Below are 21,762 nucleotides of genomic sequence, written 5' to 3'. Positions count from 1 at the left end.
TTTGGGAATGGTATACTAATAATAAAAAGGAGGTTGGTCCACTATGCATATTCTCATAGCGCCAGATTCGTTTAAAGAATCTCTTTCAGCAGCACAGGTCGCTGAAGCGATTAAACTTGGATTTTCAAAGGTTTATCCTCATGCAAGCTATGACTTACTTCCCTTGGGTGATGGTGGGGAAGGTACTGTTGAGAGTTTGACAGATGCCTTATCGCTGGAAGTGAAACATACCTATGTTACTGGTCCATTTGGAGACAAAGTCAAGGTTACCTATGCGATGAAAGATGACCTTGCAGTGTTTGAAATGGCTGCAATAGTTGGCCTTGGCAGTATTCCACACGAAAAAAGAAATCCGCTTTTGCTCAAAACAGAAGGAATTGGAGAGCTAATCGTTGAACTTGTGCAAAATGGAGCTCAGAGAATTTTAATTGGTGTTGGCGGATCTGCTAGTCATGATGGTGGCATTGGTATGGCATCAGGTCTGGGTGTTAGATTTTATGACTGTGAAGGAGATGAGGTCGAGGCTAATGGTGCTCATTTGGGAAAGATAGTACGCTATTCAACAGACGAAATGTTGGTGGACTTATCCCAAGTTAGGATTGACTTGGTTACGGATGTGAATAATCCACTTTGTGGGCCTTTGGGTGCAACTTATGTTTTTGCGGGTCAGAAAGGTCTAGCGCCTGAAGAGTTTGAACGTATTGATGAAGAAATGGCTGGGTTTTATAATAATGTGAATCCCGAAATACTTGCTGTAAGTGGAGCAGGTGCTGGTGGAGGTATGGCTGCTGGATTGGTCCATTTTGCTGGTGCACATATCCAAAAGGGTGTAGATTTTGTCATGAATCAATTGAATTTTGATCACCGAGTTGCTGAGGCTGATCTTGTTATTGTGGGTGAGGGTCGGATGGATATCCAGAGTCTAGCAGGGAAAACTCCGATAGGAGTGGCTCGACGAACACCAGATGGAGTTCCTATCATTGCGATATGTGGCAGTCTCAAAGATGACCTACCTGATTTTCCTTTTGAAAATATCTGCGCCGCATTTCCTATCATTGCAAGTGTTGACAGTTTAGAACACACGCTCAAAAATGCAGAAAAAAACCTGATCCGTACAGCAGAACAGGTGGCAAGAGTCATTCAATTAGGAGGAACTGTAAGATGGAATTGATGAAATCAATGGCAACTATCTTATTTATTCTAATTTGTCTGGCAAAGCTGCAAACCCTTGTAAGTCTTTCTAAGAATGAAAGAGGGACAGAATCGAATGTATTGAAAGGAAATGATTCTATTTTCTTTTTCAATGAAAAAATGATATAGGCAGATTACAAGGAATTCTGTGTTTATTAAGTATGATTATTTGTCTTGTACTTATTTTTGTTCATTGATAAATCAGTTTATCCAAATAATTTTTTCCAGAAGGAAGGTTTTGTATCTTCCTTTTTATCTTCTATTAAGAAAATATTTGGAAATACTGATTCTAAGGTAACATCTTCTCTATCTACAGCATGGTCAGTATGAAAAATCAAAGCATATGGTGATTGACCAACTTTCTCGTCAATAATAGCTGAAGTAATGCTGTGAGTTTGTGCCACTTTCATCAGCGAAATCTGTTGCTTATCCGATAGAGAGGGGGATAGTTTAAGAAAGAGCGGTTGGTAGTTACTAACTAATTTTTGGCAAATCTGATTGAAGTCTTGAGAGACCTGTTCCTTTGCCAATTCGTCAAAAGAAAGTAGGAGAACAACCCGCTCCCGGTAGGTTCCCATGTACAGACGTTGTTCATCCGGATTTAGACGAGTTTCCCCGGAAGCCTTTCTTAAAATACTTGTATTTATATCGTTATTCATAATATTAGTATAACATAAAACTTTGTAAGAAAAAAGGAAGACGTTTACATTACTTCTTTCTGTAAAATACCGACTTTTTCTTGAAAAATAACGTATTTTAGGGTATGATAGCAATGTAACAATTTTAAACTCAAAGGAGAGTAATATAATGCCATTTATTACTGATGTTTACGCTCGCGAAGTCCTTGACTCACGCGGTAACCCTACACTTGAAGTTGAAGTTCGTACTGAATCAGGTGCTTTCGGACGTGGTATGGTTCCTTCAGGAGCTTCTACTGGTGAGCACGAAGCAGTTGAGCTTCGCGACGGTGACAAATCACGTTACCTTGGTCTTGGTACTCAAAAAGCTGTTGACAACGTGAACAACGTGATTGCTGACGCTATCATCGATTTCGACGTTTGTGATCAACAAGCTATCGACCGCGCTATGATCGCTCTTGACGGCACTCCTAACAAAGGTAAATTGGGTGCAAACGCAATCCTCGGTGTTTCTATCGCTGTTGCGCGTGCTGCTGCTGACTACCTTGAAGTGCCACTTTACACTTACCTTGGCGGATTCAACACTAAAGTATTGCCAACTCCAATGATGAACATCATCAACGGTGGTTCTCACTCTGACGCTCCAATCGCTTTCCAAGAATTCATGATTGTACCAGTTGGTGCTCCATCATTCAAAGAAGGTCTTCGTTGGGGTGCTGAAGTATTCCACGCTTTGAAAAAAATCTTGAAAGCTCGTGGTTTGGTAACAGCTGTTGGTGACGAAGGTGGTTTCGCTCCTAAATTTGAAGGTACTGAAGATGGCGTTGAAACAATCATCGAAGCTATCGAAGCTGCTGGTTACGAAGCTGGCGAAAACGGCATTATGATCGGTTTCGACTGTGCATCATCTGAATTCTTCGACAAAGAACGTAAAGTTTACGATTACACTAAATTCGAAGGTGAAGGCGCTGCTGTTCGTACATCTGCAGAACAAATCGACTACCTTGAAGAATTGGTTAACAAATACCCAATCATCACTATCGAAGATGGTATGGATGAAAACGACTGGGATGGCTGGAAAGCTCTTACTGAGCGCCTTGGCAAACGCGTTCAATTGGTTGGTGACGACTTCTTCGTAACAAACACTGACTACCTTGCACGTGGTATTAAAGAAGGTGCTGCTAACTCAATCCTTATCAAAGTTAACCAAATCGGTACTCTTACTGAAACATTTGAAGCTATCGAAATGGCTAAAGAAGCTGGTTACACTGCCGTTGTATCACACCGTTCAGGTGAAACTGAAGATTCAACAATCGCTGACATCGCAGTTGCAACTAACGCTGGCCAAATCAAAACAGGTTCATTGTCACGTACAGACCGTATTGCTAAATACAACCAATTGCTTCGTATTGAAGATCAACTTGGTGAAGTTGCAGTCTACAAAGGCTTGAACTCATTCTACAACCTTAGAAAATAAAACAGTCTGGGAGACTGTTTTATCCCCGAGCTAGAATAGCGAGGGTTATAATAAGAACAAGTCTGGAAAAAACCAGACTTGTTTTTCGCAGTACAGCGTACTAATTTATCCCCGAGTTAGTATAACGAGGGTTATAGTTAGAACAAGTCCGAAAATATTCGGACTTGTTTTACAATGTCTGGGAGACTGTTTTATCCCCGAGCTAGAATAGCGAGGGTTATAGTTAAAACAAGTCCGAAAATATTCGGACTTGTTTTACAATGTCTGGGAGACTGTTTTATCGCCGAGCTCGCCTAGTGAGGGTTATAATATGGTTCTCTTGGTTTTTCCTAGGGAGTTTTCTTTGTCTTTAAATTGATGAAATGATATTCTAAAAAGACTGATCAATTTAAGTATTCTCATGTTGAAAAGTGATGGAGAATGGGATGATAGAGTCGATATTTTTTGATTTGGGTTCGACGCTTTTAGATGAAGAGGCTGCTTATGGTTATCATATGGACAAGTGTGTGAAGAAGTTAGAGTCTCTGGATATAGAGGTTTCATCAGATTCTTATAAAAAGAAAATGGTGGAGTATGCTCATAAGTCGATGGACCCAATTCGTGCAACTTGGCAATATTTTGCACCGACCGAGCCACGTCCTCTATGGACAAATGAGGGTGTGAGCCTGTATCCTGAAACAATAGATGCTCTAGACAAGTTATCACAAAACTATCAATTGGGGATAATTGCAAATCAATCTGCTACAGTAAGGGCTTTGTTGGAGGAATGGGGAGTTGAGTCTTACTTTCAACTTATTATCCTCTCTCTCTCTGAAGAAGTTGGACTATCTAAGCCAGATTCGACTATTTTCAAACTTGCCTTGCAAAAAGCAAACACCACAGCAATTAGAATTATCTATGTTGGGGATAGGTACGATAATGACATTGTACCAGCTAAATCGCTAGGTATAAGGGCTGTTCGCATATTGACAGGAATGGGAAGATTTGCTGTTGAGGATATGGAGTGGAAGAGTGACTGGCAACTGCATTCAATCCAAGAACTTACGACTATTTTCAAAAAAAAAAAGAAAACTAGACTGAACATTCTCAGCCTAGTTTTTACATGTATTAGAACAAGCCTTTAACTTTATCTAAAAGACCGTTAACACCTTCCGAACCTGATAACAAGTCTTTTGCTTGTTCCAGATAGTCACCGAATTGGTCTTTATTGTCTTCGATAAATTGTTTTGCACCTTCAAAATCTTTGTTTGCGATTAATTCTTTTACTTGGTTGAAAAGATCAACTGGATTCATGTTGAATTCACCTCCTATGGAACTATTAAACCAAAATGGTCTCAATTTCACAATTAATAAGTCTAATTAAAATGTGACGCAAACAGCTTCAGGAACGTAGAAATCATGATATAGTTCTGTTAAACGACCGCTCTCTGTATCTCTCGCAAAGACTGTCGCATTGTCAGAATCTTGATGAACGACAATTAAGTGATTTTCATCAGGACTAAGTGTGAAGTCACGAGGAGTTTTACCATTAGTCGGAACGATTTCAACCAACTCTAAGCTAGCGTCGCCGAGGGTTTTGTATATTGCGATAGAGTCGTTCCCACGGTTTGAACCATAGACAAATTGACCATCTTTCGTGATACGAATAGCAGCAGTACCATTGAAACCAGTGTGGTCCTCTGGAAGGGTTGAGATGGTTTGCATCAGTTCAAATTGACCCCAGCCATCATAGATGAGTACTTCAATAGTAGAGTTCAGTTCACAGATGAGGTAGGCAATTTTTGCAGTTGGATGGAAAACGATATGGCGTGGTCCGCTACCCGGTGTAGCTTGATAAGTTGCTACTTTTTCTAATTTTCCTTGATTGTCCACTTTATATGTAACCACTTGGTCACATCCCAAATCACAGGCCACTAGAAATTTATCTGGTGTTAAATCAGAGAAATGAACGTGAGCAGAAGCTTGGTTTTCATGTGGACCAGAGCCCTCGTGCTGAGCAATATCTGCAAGTTCAAGAGAACCATCTGTCAAACGCTTGTAGACCAGCAATTGCCCTTTGTGGTAATTTGAACCAAAGACCAGGTCTTTTTTTTCATCAACGGAAACATAGCAAAGTGGTGCACCTTCAGCTACCACATGATTTAGTGGAGTAAAGTCAGCAGAAAAGGCAGCGACACCACCTTGGCCATTTTCAGACCCTACTGAGTAGAGATGACCAGCTTGGTCAAAAGCTAGATAGGTGGGATTTGGTTCTTCCGCAACCAATTCTAAATTGCTAAGTTGACCTGATGTTGCGTCAAATTGTGCTTTATAGATTCCTTTTGATTCGCGTTTGGTATAGGTACCGAAATAGATTGTCATGGACTTCTCCTTTTGGAAATGATTGATAGAATTATACCACTTTTTTCTGATAAAGTCGCATAAATTCTGTAGTTGATAATGACAAAATTCTTTTCTACATGATACAATAGTAAAAAAAGAATAGGGGTGGGCAAGTTGGAAGATAAAAATCAAAAATTTAATCTGAGCTGGTTTTTTCGTTGGTTTCTAAATAATCAGGGTGTCACTATATTGTTAATCACTTTACTGTCTTTCTTAACAATCCTTGTATTTAGTAAAATTAGCTTTTTATTCAAACCTGTTGGAAGTTTTTTGGAAATACTTCTTTTACCAATGATTTTAACTGGTCTTTTGTATTACCTGCTAAATCCAATGGTTGACTGGATGGAGAGACACAAGGTTTCTCGAACAGTTGGTATTTCAATTTTATTCGTTCTTATTGTCTTACTAATTGTCTGGGGGCTAGCTGTTGCAATTCCAAGTATCCAAGAGCAAGCAAGCTCTTTTGTTCAAAATCTACCATCCAATATTCAAAAAATTGAAAGTCGGATTACAGGATTGTTAGAAGACGAGCGATTTGAACAATTTAGACCAACCGCATTGGAAATGCTTGACAAAGTTAATGACCAGATAATCACTTTTGCGCAGAAATTTTCTTCCAGTGCTGTTAACTGGGCAAGTAATTTGATTTCGACTGCCTCTCAGATTGTTGTTGCTGTTCTTATCATGCCTTTTATACTCTTTTACCTTTTACGGGATGGACAATACTTGAATAAACATATTACCCAATATTTACCGACTAAGTGGAGGGTGCCTATTGGAACAGTTTTGTCAGATGTGAACAGTCAGTTATCAAATTATGTTCGTGGTCAGGTAACTGTTGCAGTAATCGTAGCATTTATGTTCTCTACTTTATTTTCAATTATTGGTCTAAACTATTCTGTGACTTTAGGAGTGATGGCCGGATTTTTAAATTTGATTCCCTACCTAGGTTCATTTTTGGCAATGATTCCAGCAGTGATTTTGGGGTTAATTGCTGGTCCATTTATGTTGCTAAAAGTATTGATTGTTTTTATGATAGAACAAACCATTGAAGGTCGTTTTGTAACGCCTTTGATAATAGGTAGCTCGCTCAATATTCATCCAATTACGATCTTGTTTGTACTCCTGACTGCAGGCCAAATGTATGGTGTACTTGGGGTGCTTTTAGGGATTCCAATTTATGCTTCTATCAAGGTTTTGGTGAAAGCAATTTTTGAATGGTACAAAGAAAATAGTGCTTTATATTATGAGGAATCTAATGAGGTAAAGAATGAACAATAGTGAAAAAATGGTGGCTTGTATCAGTCAGCAGGATTTAGAGAAAGCCAATAAGTATTTTAAACGAGCATTGGCTGAAGATGATGTTGAGACTTTATTGTCTCTAGCGGAATATTTAGAGGGAATTGGTTTTTTCCCACAGGCTAGTCAAATCTATGCTCAAGTGAAAGATGATTTCCCTGAAGTTGGCCTGAATTTGGCTCAAATTGCCTTTGAAGACGGTTTGGTCGAAGAAGCCTTTGCCTATTTGGAGGAAATTCCAGTGGATAGTCCTGTTTATGTGGAGGCTTTGTTGGTCAAGGCTGATTTGTATCAGGCTGAGGGATTATCTGATGTTGCGCGTGAAAAAATGTTGGAAGCAAGTTACTTGTCCGATGAGCCGGTTATTCTTTTTGGATTGGCTGAATTGGATATGGAATTGGAATTGTTTGACGAGGCCATTTCTTATTTTGCACAACTAGACAATCGTGACATCTATGAACTAACTGGAGTTTCTACCTATCAGCGAATTGGTATTGCCTATGCAAGTTTAGGGAAATTTGAAGTGGCAATTGAATTTTTGGAAAAAGCTGTTGAGTTGGAATACGATGATCAAACTGTTTTCGAATTGGCTGCTCTGCTATTTGAAAGTGAAGAATACCAGAAGGCAAATCTCTACTTTAAGCAACTGGATACGATTAATCCTGATTTTGATGGCTACGAGTATGCCTATGCTCAGTCGCTTCATGCCGAGCATAAGATTGATGAAGCCTTGGCTATGACGGAAAAAGGCCTGGCGAAAAATGATTTTGATGCCAATCTCTTACTTCAAGCTTCTCAGTATGCCTATGAATTACATGATGAGGCGAGAGCAGAAGACTATTTGCTCCGAGCAAAAGAGGTGGCAGACGATGGGAATGAGCTCGCTTTGCGCTTGTCTAATTTGTATCTTGAGCAGGAACGATTTCAAGAGGTTGTGGCTTTATTTGATGAAGAGGTTGAGAATGTCTTGGCTCGATGGAATATTGCAAAAGCCTATCAGGCATTGGAGCAGGAAGATGCGGCTATTCAATTGTATGATGAATTGGCACTTGATCTAGTTGGAAACCCAGAATTTTTGGCTGATTATATAGAAGTGTTGCGCCAACTTGGTCGTTTGGATGAGGCAAAAGAGCAAGCTAGTCGTTATACCCAATTGGTTCCGGATGATTTGGCCATGCAAGAATATTTGAATGAAGAGTAGGTTATGCAATTAAATCGATTATTTCAATACAATACCTTAGGTGCCTTGATGGCGGGGCTGTATGGCGGTTCTTTAACGGTTGGTGAATTGTTGGAACATGGTGATTTGGGGTTGGGAACCCTGGATTCCATTGATGGAGAGCTGATTGTTTTAGATGGAAAGGCCTATCAGGCCAAAGGAGCAGGGGAAAAACCAGAAGTGGTTGAAGTTCCTGCTGATATGAAAGTTCCCTATGCGGCGGTTATTTTTCACGAAGCAGAAGTCATTTTCAAACAACGCTTTGAAATGACTAGCGATGAATTGCATCAGCGGATTGAGTCATATTATGATGGTGAAAATCTCTTTCGTTCCATCAAAATAAAAGGGACGTTTTCGCATATGCACGTGCGCATGATTCCAAAATCGGCTTCTGATGTCCGTTTTGCGGAAGTGGCAAGTCGTCAGCCTGAGTATACCGCTGAGAATATTTCAGGCACCATTGTTGGTATTTGGACACCAGAAATTTTTCACGGGGTCAGTGTGGCTGGCTATCATTTGCATTTTATTTCGGATGATTTGGCCTTCGGTGGTCATGTTATGGACTATGTTATCTCAGAAGGAATGGTGGAAGTGGGGCCAGTAGATCAACTAGACCAACGTTTCCCTGTTCAAGATCGCCAGTATCTTTTCGCTAAGTTCAACGCTAAGGAAGTCAGAGAAGATATAGATAAAGCTGAATAGATCTAGCAATCGAGCCTAAAAAGAGAGAAGTTTCTTATTGGAACTACTCTCTTTTTTATATTTTCTTGCAATTTTACAAAAACTTTACAAAAAATAGGCAATATATTTGATAAAGAATTTGTAAAATGTATTCATAAAGAAAAGGAGTTATCTATGAAACACACATTTCGTTTTGCAAAAATTGCTGCAGTAGGTTTGGCTAGTTTGGGTCTTCTTGCTGCTTGTGGACAATCTTCAACTGATACATCTGATCAACCAATCACGGTAGTTTCTCGTGAAGAAGGTTCAGGAACTCGCGGTGCCTTTATTGAATTGTTTGGAGTAGAAGCCAAGGATGCAAATGGTGAAAAAGTTGATAACACAACAAATCAAGCTATTGTAACAAATTCAACAGCTGTTATGTTACAAACTGTAGCTGGGGACAATACTGCAATTGGTTATGTTTCACTCGGTGCCTTGGATGGAAATAGTAAAACACTTGAGATTGATGGCGTTGATGCAAGTGTTGATACCATCAAATCTGGTGAATACAAAATTGCCCGTCCTTTCAATATTGTTACACAGGCAAGTGTCTCAGAAACAGCTCAAGACTTTATCAATTTCATTTTAAGTACAGAAGGTCAAGCAGTGGTCGAGAAAACTGGCTATATTCCAGTTGATGCAAAAGGATCCTACCAAGCAAGTGTTACTTCTGGTAAGGTAACAGTTTCAGGTTCAAGTTCAGTCAACCCAGTGATGGAAAAACTGAAAGAAGCATATCAAAAAGTTAATGCTGGTGTAACTGTTGAAGTTCAGCAAAGTGATTCATCGACAGGTGTTACAAACGCTATCGAAGGTAGTGCAGACATCGGTATGGCTTCACGTGAATTAAAAGATTCTGAAACATCAGCTGGTGTATCAGGAACAGCGATTGCTATCGATGGTATCGCAGTGATTGTGAACAAGGATAATCCAATTAATGGATTAACAAGTCAAGAAGTACAGGACATCTTTACTGGTAAAAAAACTAAGTGGTCAGACTTTACTTCAAACTAAGGGGAGTTTCATGCGTCAATTCAGAGAAACCGGTATGCAAGCAGTCTTTTTTCTGGCTGCCTGCATTTCCGTTTTATCAGTTATTTTTATTTGTGCCTTTCTATTTTCAGCAGGTTTACCAGCTATTCAAGAAATTGGATGGGGCAATTTTCTATTTGGTCTAGAGTGGAGACCTTCTAATCAAATTTTTGGTATTTTGCCAATGATTATTGGGTCTGTTTATGTTACTTTTGGTGCCTTAGTGATTGGGGTTCCAATTGGTATCTTAACATCACTCTTTCTTGCTTTCTTTTGTAAGGAAAAATGGTATCCCATTTTTAAACGAGCAGTTAGCTTGATGGCAGGAATTCCCTCAGTTGTATATGGATTCTTCGGTTTGGTAGTTTTAGTGCCATTTGTTCGGAATAATGTTGGTGGGCATGGTATGGGAGTGTTGACGGCATCAATTCTCTTGGGAATCATGATTTTGCCAACAATTATCAGTGTATCCGAAGCATCGTTACGTGCTGTTCCAGAATCTTATTATCAAGGTGGGCTTGCTTTAGGTGCATCGCATGAACAGAGTATTTTTTTCGTCGTTCTACCAGCAGCACGTAGAGGTATTTTAGCCAGCGTCATTTTAGGTTTAGGTCGTGCTATGGGGGAAACAATGGCTGTCATTATGGTAGCCGGTAACCAAGCGTTGATTCCAACTTCCATTACATCAGGTGTACGGACATTAACAACAAACATTGTAATGGAAATGGGATATTCAACTGATTTACATCGTGAAGCCTTGATTGGTACAGCAGTCATCTTGTTTGTATTTATTTTAATCATCAATTTGGCTTTCTATCTCTTATATAAAAAGGAGGACTAAGTAGTGTCATTTTTTAAGAAACAAGATAGTGATGACCGCTTGTCGCTCTTTTTGAGACTGGTAGTCTATCTATCTGCTAGCCTTGCTGGATTAGCAACCGTATTTATTGTGGGCTATATTTTACTGAAAGGGATTCCTTTTCTTAGACCAGAATTATTTTCCTGGACCTATAATAGTGAAAATGTTTCAATGTTACCAGCCTTACTAAATACGATTTTGATGGCTATTTTAGCCTTGTTGATTGCCCTACCAATTGGTATCGGTGCTTCTGTTTACCTAACGGAATATGCTAAGTCAGGTAATCCACTTGTCACAGTTGTTCGGCTGGCAACAGAAACCTTATCCGGAATCCCCTCTGTTATTTATGGATTGTTTGGAGCGCTCTTCTTTGTAAAATTTTTAAATCTAGGATTATCGATTATTGCTGGTGCAGCGACGTTAAGTATTATGATTTTACCTTTGATAATGCGTACAACAGAAGAAGCTTTATTATCAGTTGAAGATGGGTATCGTGAAGGTAGTTTCGCACTCGGAGCTGGAAAGTTACGTACAATTTTTCAAGTTGTTCTACCATCAGCCTTGCCTGGTATCTTTTCAGGTGTTGTTTTGGCTTTGGGGCGTGTGATTGGTGAGTCTGCAGCTCTTATCTTCACTGCAGGCACAGTGGCGGAGGTTGCCAAGAGTTTAACAAGTTCAGGACGAACATTGGCTGTACATATGTACTTGATTTCTGGCGAAGGTATTTATGTCAATCAAACCTACGCTACAGCAGTTATTCTCTTGATTCTCGTTATCGTGATGAACCTTTTATCCGAATGGATTGCAAATAAATTAGGAAGAAATAAGCATGAGTAAATTTAGCATTCAGGACTTTGATCTGTACTATGGAGAATTTCAAGCCTTGAAAAATATCAACTTGGATATTCCAAGTAATCAAATCACTGCCTTCATTGGCCCATCTGGTTGTGGTAAGTCAACCCTCTTGAAAAGCCTGAACCGGATGAACGATTTAGTGAAAAATTGCCGTATCACTGGTAAAGTATTATTGGACCAGAAAGATATTTATACAGACATGAAAACAACAGTACTTCGTAAAAAAGTGGGAATGGTTTTCCAGAAACCAAATCCTTTCCCGATGAGCATTTATGATAACGTGGCTTACGGTCCTCGAACTCACGGAATTCACAATAAATTAGAGTTGGATAAAATTGTTGAAAAATCATTGCGTCAAGCAGCTATCTGGGATGAGGTAAAAGATCGTCTTAACAAGTCGGCTTTAGGTTTGTCTGGTGGCCAGCAGCAACGTCTCTGCATTGCGCGTGCGCTTGCTATTGAGCCAGAAGTTTTGTTGATGGATGAACCAACAAGTGCTCTTGACCCAATTTCCACAGCTAAAATTGAGGAATTGGTGCTGGAATTAAAAAAAGATTATACCATTATCATGGTGACACACAACATGCAGCAGGCTTTGAGGGTTTCAGACCAAACAGCTTTCTTCTTGTTGGGAGAAGTTGTGGAATCCAATAAAACCAGCACTCTCTTCAGTATGCCTGAAGATCCACGTACAGAAGATTACATTACAGGGAGGTTTGGCTAATGCGGTCACGATTCGAAAGTCAGTTAGAAGATTTGCAAAAAGATATGGTCTTTATGGGGGCCCTCTGCGAAGAGATTATCAATTGTTCACTCGAAGGGCTCAATGGTCCTGAAAGTCTCGATCAAGAGCGTATTCAACAAACCTACCTGCAAATTGAGGAATTAGAGCGAGATATTGAAGCACGCTGTATCAAATTGCTCTTGTGCCAACAGCCAGTTGCTAGAGACCTACGAACTGTTTCCTCAGCCCTAAAAATGGTGTATGATATGAAACGGATCGGAGCTCAATCCTCTGAAATTGCGGATTTAATCAGCCGTAACACGATTGATTTGGTGGATGAAATTCCTTTGGTTAAAAAAATGGCAGAGCAGGTTACCCAGATGGTTGTTGGTAGTTTGGATGCCTTTGTAAAGGAAAGTGATCGTTTAGCACATGAAGTGATTGAAAAAGACGATACAGTTGACCAATATTTTGGTACAATAAAAGAGAAACTAGCCAATTATTTAGGGAACCATTCTGCAAATGGGGACCAGGCCATTGACTTGTTGATGATTGCTAAGTATCTAGAACGCATTGGAGATCACGCTGTAAATATTGCTAAATGGGTTCGTTACGCTATCACAGGTCAATTAGAAGGGTAAAATAAATGATCTACTGTGTTGAAGATGATGATGCCATTCGTGAATTAATGATCTATAGCCTCAAGACCGCTGGTTTTGAGGCTAGAGGTTTTGCTGACGCTGAAGCCTTTTGGCCAGCCATTGAACAAGAATTACCAGACTTGGTTTTATTAGATGTAATGATGCCAGGACAGGATGGAATTTCCATTTTACAGGAACTAAGAAGTCAGTCCTACACACGCGATCTCCCTGTTGTGATGGCAACAGCTAGAGGAACGGAAATCGACAAGGTTCAAAGTCTGGATCTTGGTGCTGATGATTACCTGGTCAAACCCTTTGGAATGATGGAAATGATTTCACGTATTAAGGCTGTTTTACGGAGAAGTCAGCGAAATCAACCATTGGATCTTTGTTACTTTGGCGATATTCAGATGGATGTAGAGCGACATAAAGTATCGGTTAGAAAACGGAAAGTTGAACTGACATTGAAGGAGTTTGAATTGCTCCATATGCTCCTAAAAGCACCCCAGAAAGTATTTAGTCGTCAAGAATTATTGGACAGGGTTTGGGGACAGGACTTTCTCGGTGAAACCCGTACAGTTGATGTGCATGTTGGAACCTTACGTCAGAAACTGGGGAGTGCAGGTGGTTACATAAAAACTGTTAGAGGTGTTGGTTACCAACTGGAGGAAGAGGATGACTAAGAAAATTTTTCGAACAGTTTTGCTGTCTTCGATGTCCATCTTCTTAGGTACCATTATCCTTATCTTAGGCTATTTATATCACTACTTTACAAATTCACAGTTAGATCAATTAAGGCTCCAAACCAGTCTCATTGCACAAGCAGTTGAGGAGGATGGACAGACCTATCTGGATCAAATTGATTTGCAAGATTTGCGTGTTACCTGGATTGCACATGATGGTCAAGTGCTCTATGATTCTGAAAAAGATGTCAAACAATTAGACAACCACAGCAATCGTGAAGAAGTGGTGGAAGCACTCGAAACTGGTTATGGTGAGAGTATTCGACAATCAGCCACTTTAACCCAGCGATTGCTCTATACTTCTCAACGCTTAAATGATGGCACAGTGATTCGCTTAGCTATCGCACAGAAAACGATTGTTGTTTTATTATGGAATTTAGCACCATGGGTTAGTCTACTATTCTTGATTTCTGTTTTTGCAGCAATCCTCCTAGCAAGATTAACCTCAAAAAAATTACTTGCACCTTTAGAAGCAATAGATTTGGATAAACCATTAGACAATGAAGTCTACGCGGAACTCCACCCTTTGCTGAAGCGTCTGGATTACCATCAATCACAACTTGCTGAAAAAGAAACCTTATTGCAACAAAAGCAAGATGAGTTTGACACAATTATCTCCAAGATAAAAGAAGGAATGGTTATTGTGGATGCCAAGGGGCATTTGGTTAGTTACAATGGAGCAGCCAGCCAACTACTAGATTTTCAATCTGATGATTTTGGCCAATCCTTGCCTTTCTTTCAACGGAATCTTGGCCTGAAAAGTCTGATGGATACCGTTTTGAATGGGCAAAAAGTGGAGTCCATTTGTGAAATAAAAGATAGTCAGTACAAGGTTATTGCTAGACCTATTTGGACAGACAAACTCCAATCTGGAGCAGTTTTTCTATTTTTTGATGTGACAGAACAATATTATCTTGATAAGTTACGGAGAGAATTCACAGCAACAGTATCACACGAATTGCGGACGCCTTTGCATATTTTATCAGGCTATTCTGAAATTCTCAGGGCCAATGTGGTTTCTCCTGAAAATATACAATTATTTTCTGAAAAAATATATCAAGAGTCACAGCGGATGATCCAATTGGTTGAAGATATTCTTCAATTGACGCAACTAGACGAGGGGCGGACAATCAGTAAAGAGCCAATCCACTTTAAAGGAGTCATCCAACAGGTGGTTGCTAGCCTACAAGAAAAAGCAGATCAGCGAGGGATCTCAATTCAATTTAATGGGGATGAGGTTGATATTACAGGCAATCCCGCTCTCTTACAATCCATTGTGTATAATTTATGTGACAATGCCATCAAATATAATAGAGATGGTGGTCAGGTCACAATTGATCTATATCAAGATCAAGAACACATTAACCTAGAGGTTCGAGATACCGGCATTGGTATTTCGAAAGCTGATCAGGAACGTATTTTTGAACGTTTTTATCGTGTGGACAAAAGTCGTTCAAAACAAGTGGGGGGGACAGGCCTTGGACTTTCAATAGTGAAACATGCCTTACAGGTTCACGGTGCAAGTGTCCAAGTATCTAGTCAACTAGGTCAAGGCACCACAATGACTGTTCACTTTCCAAAAAATGGGTAAAGAAAAGACCATGAAAATTAATTGATTTTCATGGTCTTTATTTTTTCTTCTGTTGGGGTGACACGGAGGGTTTTCTGACCGCGATAGGTCACAAAACCAGGCTTGCCACCTGTTGGCTTATGCAATTTCTTAGCTTCAATCATATCGACTTGAACTAAGTTAGAATGCCTTGCCTTGGAGAAGTAGGCAGCTAGTTCCGCCGCATCTGTCTTGACTTCGTCACTTGGGTCCAAGTTGTCTGTGATGACCACATGACTACCTGGAATGTCTTTGGCATGGAACCAGAGTTCGCCTTTTTTGGCCATTTTGAAGGTCAATTCATCATTTTGCAGGTTATTCTTTCCAACCAGAATAATGGTTTTCCCGTCCGTCGCCAAGTAACGCTCAGGTTTCTGACGTTTATGGATTTTCTCACGGTGGCGACGCTTGAGGTAGCCTGTTTCAATCAATTCCTCGCGGATCTCATCAATTTCAGCCAGACTAGCCTGTCCCAGCATGGTGTCAACGGACTCCAGATAGACAATGGTCGACTTGGTCTCCTCAATCAAGTTGGTTAGGTGCTTGACCGCTTCCTTGAGTTTCTGGTATTTCTTGAAGTAACGTTGGGCATTCTGGCTAGGAGTAAGTGTTACGTCCAACTCAATTTCCAGCTCCTGGCCCGTATAGTAGTTGTCTAACCGCACGCTCGGCTGGTCGTTGGGTACCTGATGCAGGTATGTGGTCAGGAGCTCACCCTTTTGCCGCACCAACTCCGCCGTCTCCGTATCCGCCAATTCCTGCTCCTGCTTGATCAGCTTCTTGCGATTCTTCTCTAACTCACTGGCCACCCGCTTGATCAGCTCATTGGCCTGTTGGGCCACCCGATCCCGCTCCGCTTTGTCCTGATAGTAGAAGTCCAGCAGACTGCTCAGGCTTTCAAAGTGTGGCTGGTTTTCAGGGCTATTGGCAAATGGCAAAGCAGCATAGGACTTGTCTGTCAGGCTAGGATGTGTAGCCTGGTCAAAAAAGGCTCGGAAGTTCTTCAGACGGTCTGTCTGCAAATGACTGGCCAGTTCAGAAGCCGTATCCCGCCCCAAACCTTGAAAGACCTGTTGGAGATTTATAGGACTCAGTTCCTGAGTCGATAGGATTTCAAATAATTTCTCGTCAGATACCGTGTAAGGGTTGAGAGAATGCGTCTCCGGCGGTCGAATGTAGGTGGAACCAGGCAAGATAGTTCGGTAGGAATTTTGCGAGAAACCAACGTGCTTGATAGCCTCGATAATCTTCTGTTCAGACTTATCTACCAAGATGATATTGCTATGTTTTCCCATGATTTCTACTATCAAGGTAGCTTGGATATGGTCTCCAATCTCGTCCTTGTTGGACACCGAAAACTCTAAAATCCGATCGTTTTCTAGCTGTTTAATTTCCTCGATAACCGCACCTTGTAAATACTTCCTCAGAATCATAGTAAAGGTATTAGGCACCTTAGGATTTGTAAATTCTGTTTGAGTAAGTTGGACACGGCCCAAAATGGAATGTGCAGACAAGAGCAATTTATGGCTCTGACGGTTGCTTCGGATGTTCAGAACAATTTCCTGTTCAAAGGGCTGGTTGATTTTCTGAATCCGCCCACCTTCTAAATTTGCCCTTAACTCAGCCGTCATGTGATGTAAAAAAAATCCGTCAAAAGACATGGTTTTCCTCTTTCTAATAGCTATAACTCAGTCTAGTATATCATATTTCATAGATTTTTTGATGAGACTCAGTACGTAGCCAGAAGAAAAATTTTCAGAAAATTTAATCAAAAGCCTTGACAAAGACTTTTTGATGCCGTATAATTTTTTTAATCAGAAGAAGTAGTAAAGCAGAAGTCTTCAGGGAGCCTGTGGTACTGGGAACAGGTGGCGGAGTTTTATGAAATGGGCTGACGTGTATTTATGTCTATTTTATGACGTCGTTAGTCGGTTTTGCCGTTCCACAAGTACTGCCTTCACCCGGCTCCCTAGTCCTAAAATACCCTAAATTCACAAGGATTGTTTGGTGTAACATACTTTGCGTAGACTGTTTTGGCTGAGTACGAGGCAGGTCGACGTAGCTTATACTAGCGGTATATGAAGTTTTCAGCCAAATCAATCACGCAAATGAACTTAAAACAATGATAGTTTGGTCCGCACACCTTACAGTGCAACTCCTTGTTAGAGGAGATGAGATATGGGAGGATTCTATACAATTCCCATAAGTGAGGTGGCACCGTGTCATTGACGCCCTCGCAGGTTGGTTTTTCCTGCGGGGGCTTTTTCCTTTAGTCATTCAGTTTATCTTTTATTACGTCGACGAATGAGGAAACTTCGTTTCCATATTTCCAACTTCAAATAATTTTATCATTATTTGAACTCGCTTTGCCGTACTCTGCAGGGGTGACTTGCTCCGCAAGTGCTATTTCCAACCTTGTACAGTCACTCGACTGTACAAGCTGACTGCAGCTCGTTGCCTAGTACTAAAAGCAAACTGAAAGACTATTATCTAAATGAGGTAATCATGATGAAACGATGGCGATGGTGGAATAGTATACTGATGATGTAGGATTTGTTTATTAAAAAGGAGAATTAGATATGATGAAAAATAAGAATTTACTTGCTACAATTATTGCCCTTACTGTGATGGTGGTTGCTGCCTTGTTTTTGACGCAAAAAGAACAGAACAATTCAACGAATAGCACAGAAAAAGTTAAAATTGGGGTCCTCCAATTTGTGACGCATGATTCACTAGACGAAATTTACAAAGGAATCAAAGCAGGACTAGAAGAAGGTGGCTATACTACAACTGAGAATCTCTCCATTGATTTTATGAATGCAGAAGGTGATCAGTCACAGGTTCAAACCATGAGTAAAAAATTGGTGGACAATGGCAATGAGCTATTGATTGGTATTGCGACACCTGCTGCACAGGGATTAGCAAACGCTACGACAGAATTACCTATTATCATGGGGGCTGTAACAGATCCTGTTGGTGCTAACTTGGTAACTGACTTGAAAAATCCTGGTGGAAATATTACAGGAGTATCTGACCAAACACCAGTAGCAGATACAGTTTCTCTCATTAAAGAAATTACACCAGATGCAAAAACAATCGGTGTTCTTTACTCCTCAAACGAAGACAATTCAAAAATTCAAGTTGCTGAATTTAAGGCAGCAGCAGAAGAGGCTGGCTATACAGTTCTTGAATATGCAGTTGCATCAAGCAATGAATTGGCTTCTACTGTAGAGGTGGCAAGCAGCAAGGTAGATGCCCTCTTCACCCCAGTAGATAATACGGTTGCATCTGCATTTTCAACAGTTGTTTCTGTGGCGAATAAAAGCAAAACACCGATTTTCACAAGCGTAGAAGACATGGTCGAAGGCGGTGGTATCGCATCTGTTACCCTCAGTCAATATGACTTGGGTGTCGCAACTGGTAAAATGACTGCAAAAATTCTTGATGGTGCGAATCCAGCGGATACACCTGTACAAATTTTTAATGAAGGAACCGTTGTCGTTAACCAAAAAGTTGCTAAAGAATTAGGAATTACATTGTCTGATGATGTAATCAATCAGGCAAGTAAAGTTATTGAATAAAACAAAGGATAGTTATGATTGTATCAACAGTTTCACAAGCTCTTTTATGGGCTGTACTTGGTTTAGGAATATTCGTCACGTTTAGAATATTGAATTTTCCAGATATGACAACCGAAGGCTCTTTCCCTCTAGGTGGTGCAGTTGCTGTTACCTTGCTCACTCAGGGAGTTCATCCTGTTTTGGCAACTTTGGCAGCTGTTTTGGCAGGGTGCATGGCAGGATTAGTTACGGGCTTGTTATATACTAAGGGGAAAATCCCCACGCTTTTGGCTGGTATATTAGTGATGTCTTCCTGCCACTCTGTTATATTATTCATCATGGGTCGTGCTAATTTGGGCTTGTTGAATACGAATCGTTTACAAGATTTACTTCCTTTTTCTGATCAGGTCAATAGCTTGTTGTTAGGTTTGGGAAGTGTTGCCTTAGTGATTGCAGCTTTGATGTTCTTCCTATATACAAAACTTGGACAAGCTTTTATCGCGACAGGGGACAATCCAGATATGGCTCGTAGTTTTGGTATCTACACCAGCAGAATGGAATTGCTCGGTTTAGTACTTTCAAACGGGATTATTGCTCTTGCTGGAGCCTTAATTGCACAACAGGAAGGCTATGCGGATGTTTCTCGTGGTATCGGTGTCATTGTGGTTGGAATGGCAAGTCTCATCATCGGTGAAGTTCTTTATGGAAATCTGACCATGCTGGAGCGATTATTGGCCATTGCTGTAGGTGCTATCTTTTACCAATTCTTAATTCTCGGTGTTATTTCACTGGGAATCAATACTAGCTACCTTCGTATCTTCTCTGCTATGATTTTGGCAATCTGTCTCATGGTTCCCGAGTTGAGAAACAAAGTGTTGAAAGGAGCTAGTTTGTCAAGATGAAAGCAATTGTAGAATTAAAAAATGCTACTAAAGTAGTGACCAATGGATTTAATGAAGAGCGTGTCATCTTAGATAAGGTGAATCTGACCATCTACCAAGGGGATTTTATTACAATTTTAGGTGGTAATGGAGCTGGAAAGTCAACACTTTTTAATGTCATTGCAGGAACCTTGCCCTTGACCAGTGGTTCGGTTCATATTCTTGGTGAGGATGTAACCAATTGGCCTGCAGAGAAGCGAGCAAAATACTTGGCTCGTGTCTTTCAAGATCCGAAAATGGGAACATCTCCTCGTATGACGGTGGCTGAAAACCTGCTCATCGCAAAATACCGTGGCGAGGGACGGGGGTTGGTACCACGTAAATTATCTCAACAGATAGAGGAATTTGCTCAACTCTTACCGCGAGTTGGAAATGGTTTGGAAAAACATTTGGAAACGCCAGCAGGGCTTTTATCAGGTGGTCAACGTCAGGCATTGAGTCTCTTGATGGCGAGTTTGAAACAACCAGAATTATTGTTATTGGATGAGCATACTGCTGCACTTGACCCCAAAACCAGTCAATCCTTGATGCAGTTAACGGATGAATTGATTGCGACCAAGGGAATGACTGCGCTTATGGTAACTCATCAGATGGAAGATGCGTTGCGTCACGGCAATCGACTGATTGTCATGAAAAATGGTCAGATCATTCAGGATCAGACTGCTGAAGAAAAATCTAAGATGAAACTGGAAGATTATTATAAATTGTTTGATTAAGAATTTGTATTCATAGTTCAGTACTTCTAAGTCTAGTTTTAGCACAAAACTAGACTTAACTCAGAGCATTTCACTTGTGAATACAGGTCCTAAAGTCTGGAGCAATCCAGGCTTTTCTTTTCCTTTGAGTGATCTAAAAAATGAAGTATACTATACTTAAATATAGTCATTTGAATTAGTTTTGATATATCGTCACTTTCGGTTTGCCGTACTCTACGAAAGTGACTTGTTTCGCAAGTCTGATTTCCAACCTAGAACAGCCCACTAGGCTGTTCTAGCTACCTGCATCTCAGTTTCTTGTCTGAAAGCTAATTCATTCGACTATACATAGAGAGGTGGCGTCATGGAAAACCTTGTTTTTAATAAACTGGCAGAATTAGGAATTGATTACGAGTTTATTGAGCATCCAGCTGCTCTGACCACAGAAGATGCGGACCGCTTTACAAAAGGATTAGAAGGAGTCCGCACCAAGTCTATGTTTCTGACAAACAAAAAGAAAACAGCTTTCTATTTGTTGATCATGGATGACCAGAAACAGTTAGATATGGAGCACTTTCGTGATTTGGTTGGAGTCAATCCTATTCGGATGGCCTCCAGTGATAGTTTGATGGAAAAGATGTGCTTGCCAGCTGGAGTGGTCTCTATTTTTGGTTTGTAGCATAATGTTGAAAAGGATATTCAAGTCTATTTTGACAAAGAAATTTTAGCTAAACCCATATTAACCTTCCATCCAAATATGAATACCAAAACAATTTTTGTCAAGACTGAGGATGTTTTATGTTTTGTTGAGAAAATTGGTTTTCATGCCCATATCGTTGAATTGTGAGGAAGTATGAAGTAGTTTGTTTTTCAATTTTTAAGAGTATCTATGGATTTGGTTCGCATGGACGTCATCAAATGGGGACAAAAGAGATTTTGTTACAAATTTATTTATAGAAACTTCGTTGATTTTCAGCGGAGTTTTTGTAAATTTTCTTGAAAAAATGTATAATAGAAACGATAGCTATATAGAAATATGGATTTAGAAATAGTTTTGATGATGGATTTTTCAAACTCATTTCATAAAAATTGAAAATTCGGATATAGCAGACTGTAATTCGACTTGGGAATCCCAAGGACCGTTGGTAAGAAAAATAAAATGGACACCTGTGGG

General features: G+C 40.2%; 20 protein-coding genes and 2 pseudogenes. 18 read left to right on the top strand and 4 right to left on the bottom strand.

Going from position 1 to position 21,762, the window contains the following annotated elements; genetic code table 11:
* The first annotated feature begins 43 nt into the window (after positions 1-43).
* Positions 44-1,171 (top strand): glycerate kinase, encoded by a 1,128-nt coding sequence (locus tag D2A30_06995; GenBank protein ULL21335.1) that lies wholly within the window; start codon positions 44-46, stop codon positions 1,169-1,171.
* Between the two features lie 226 nt (positions 1,172-1,397).
* Here D2A30_06995 and D2A30_06990 read toward each other — a convergent pair whose 3' ends face one another.
* A complete protein-coding gene (locus tag D2A30_06990; protein ID ULL22010.1) occupies positions 1,398-1,850 on the bottom strand; it encodes a DUF1694 domain-containing protein in 453 nt (150 codons plus the stop codon).
* Between the two features lie 148 nt (positions 1,851-1,998).
* On the opposite strand from D2A30_06990, the gene D2A30_06985 reads away from it, so the two are divergent.
* Together D2A30_06985 and D2A30_06980 are read left to right on the top strand one after the other, a co-directional pair.
* Positions 1,999-3,306 carry a phosphopyruvate hydratase gene (locus tag D2A30_06985; protein ID ULL21334.1) on the top strand — a complete coding sequence of 436 codons (1,308 nt, stop codon included), beginning with the start codon at positions 1,999-2,001 and terminating at the stop codon, positions 3,304-3,306.
* 425 nt (positions 3,307-3,731) lie between these two features.
* Positions 3,732-4,430, top strand: a complete 699-nt coding sequence (locus D2A30_06980) for a haloacid dehalogenase (protein ULL21333.1) — start codon at positions 3,732-3,734, stop codon at positions 4,428-4,430.
* Here D2A30_06980 and D2A30_06975 read toward each other — a convergent pair.
* Together D2A30_06975 and D2A30_06970 are read right to left on the bottom strand one after the other, a co-directional pair.
* Complete coding sequence (locus D2A30_06975) at positions 4,414-4,599, bottom strand: hypothetical protein (GenBank protein ULL21332.1); 186 nt, start codon at positions 4,597-4,599, stop codon at positions 4,414-4,416. The genes D2A30_06980 and D2A30_06975 overlap by 17 nt on opposite strands.
* Positions 4,600-4,665: 66 nt before the next feature.
* Entirely contained in the window at positions 4,666-5,667 is a 1,002-nt protein-coding gene (locus tag D2A30_06970) for a lactonase family protein (protein ID ULL21331.1), read from the bottom strand.
* 135 nt (positions 5,668-5,802) lie between these two features.
* Between D2A30_06970 and D2A30_06965 the strand changes: the two genes are divergently transcribed.
* The 10 genes from D2A30_06965 to D2A30_06920 all read left to right on the top strand — a co-directional run bounded on the left by D2A30_06965 (position 5,803) and on the right by D2A30_06920 (position 15,374).
* Positions 5,803-6,969, top strand: coding sequence for an AI-2E family transporter (locus D2A30_06965; GenBank protein ID ULL22009.1), 1,167 nt, complete (start codon positions 5,803-5,805; stop codon positions 6,967-6,969).
* Positions 6,959-8,188, top strand: coding sequence for a hypothetical protein (locus D2A30_06960; GenBank protein ID ULL21330.1), 1,230 nt, complete (start codon positions 6,959-6,961; stop codon positions 8,186-8,188). The genes D2A30_06965 and D2A30_06960 overlap by 11 nt, the downstream gene beginning before the upstream one ends.
* A 3-nt stretch (positions 8,189-8,191) precedes the next feature.
* Positions 8,192-8,908 carry an acetolactate decarboxylase gene (gene budA, locus D2A30_06955; protein ID ULL21329.1) on the top strand — a complete coding sequence of 239 codons (717 nt, stop codon included), beginning with the start codon at positions 8,192-8,194 and terminating at the stop codon, positions 8,906-8,908.
* Between the two features lie 153 nt (positions 8,909-9,061).
* The gene (locus tag D2A30_06950) at positions 9,062-9,943 is read left to right on the top strand and encodes an extracellular solute-binding protein (protein ID ULL21328.1); all 882 of its coding nucleotides are present in this window, start codon (positions 9,062-9,064) and stop codon (positions 9,941-9,943) included.
* A 10-nt stretch (positions 9,944-9,953) separates the two neighbouring features.
* A complete protein-coding gene (gene pstC / locus D2A30_06945; GenBank protein ULL21327.1) occupies positions 9,954-10,802 on the top strand; it encodes a phosphate ABC transporter permease subunit PstC in 849 nt (282 codons plus the stop codon).
* Between the two features lie 3 nt (positions 10,803-10,805).
* Positions 10,806-11,657 carry a phosphate ABC transporter permease PstA gene (gene pstA / locus D2A30_06940; protein ID ULL21326.1) on the top strand — a complete coding sequence of 284 codons (852 nt, stop codon included), beginning with the start codon at positions 10,806-10,808 and terminating at the stop codon, positions 11,655-11,657.
* Entirely contained in the window at positions 11,650-12,399 is a 750-nt protein-coding gene (pstB, locus tag D2A30_06935; protein ID ULL21325.1) for a phosphate ABC transporter ATP-binding protein, read from the top strand. The genes pstA and pstB overlap by 8 nt, the downstream gene beginning before the upstream one ends.
* Complete coding sequence (gene phoU / locus D2A30_06930) at positions 12,399-13,040, top strand: phosphate transport system regulatory protein PhoU (GenBank protein ULL21324.1); 642 nt, start codon at positions 12,399-12,401, stop codon at positions 13,038-13,040. The genes pstB and phoU overlap by 1 nt, the downstream gene beginning before the upstream one ends.
* A 5-nt stretch (positions 13,041-13,045) precedes the next feature.
* Positions 13,046-13,723 carry a DNA-binding response regulator gene (locus tag D2A30_06925; GenBank protein ULL21323.1) on the top strand — a complete coding sequence of 226 codons (678 nt, stop codon included), beginning with the start codon at positions 13,046-13,048 and terminating at the stop codon, positions 13,721-13,723.
* Positions 13,716-15,374: a PAS domain-containing sensor histidine kinase gene (locus D2A30_06920; protein ID ULL21322.1), complete on the top strand. Its 1,659-nt coding sequence runs from the start codon at positions 13,716-13,718 to the stop codon at positions 15,372-15,374. Before D2A30_06925 ends, D2A30_06920 begins: the two co-directional genes overlap by 8 nt.
* A gap of 17 nt (positions 15,375-15,391) precedes the next feature.
* On the opposite strand, the gene D2A30_06915 is transcribed toward D2A30_06920, so the two are convergent.
* Complete coding sequence (locus D2A30_06915; protein ULL21321.1) at positions 15,392-17,053, bottom strand: fibronectin/fibrinogen-binding protein; 1,662 nt, start codon at positions 17,051-17,053, stop codon at positions 15,392-15,394.
* Between the two features lie 630 nt (positions 17,054-17,683).
* Here D2A30_06915 and D2A30_06910 point away from each other — a divergent pair.
* From D2A30_06910 to D2A30_06890, 5 genes and pseudogenes are all read left to right on the top strand, one after another.
* Positions 17,684-17,876, top strand: a pseudogene (locus D2A30_06910) (hypothetical protein).
* A gap of 95 nt (positions 17,877-17,971) precedes the next feature.
* Complete coding sequence (locus tag D2A30_06905; protein ULL21320.1) at positions 17,972-18,973, top strand: ABC transporter substrate-binding protein; 1,002 nt, start codon at positions 17,972-17,974, stop codon at positions 18,971-18,973.
* 14 nt (positions 18,974-18,987) lie between these two features.
* Positions 18,988-19,854 (top strand): ABC transporter permease, encoded by an 867-nt coding sequence (locus tag D2A30_06900; protein ID ULL21319.1) that lies wholly within the window; start codon positions 18,988-18,990, stop codon positions 19,852-19,854.
* Positions 19,851-20,609, top strand: coding sequence for an ATP-binding cassette domain-containing protein (locus D2A30_06895; protein ID ULL21318.1), 759 nt, complete (start codon positions 19,851-19,853; stop codon positions 20,607-20,609). Before D2A30_06900 ends, D2A30_06895 begins: the two co-directional genes overlap by 4 nt.
* 343 nt (positions 20,610-20,952) lie before the next feature.
* A pseudogene (locus D2A30_06890) lies at positions 20,953-21,435 on the top strand (prolyl-tRNA synthetase associated domain-containing protein).
* The last annotated feature ends 327 nt before the right edge of the window (positions 21,436-21,762 follow it).

Origin of the sequence: Streptococcus suis (genome assembly GCA_022354845.1) — a bacterium.
Taxonomy (GTDB): domain Bacteria; phylum Bacillota; class Bacilli; order Lactobacillales; family Streptococcaceae; genus Streptococcus; species Streptococcus suis_AA.
The sequence above is the reverse complement of the archived record's forward strand: the minus strand, read 5'-3'. Positions and strand labels throughout refer to the sequence as shown.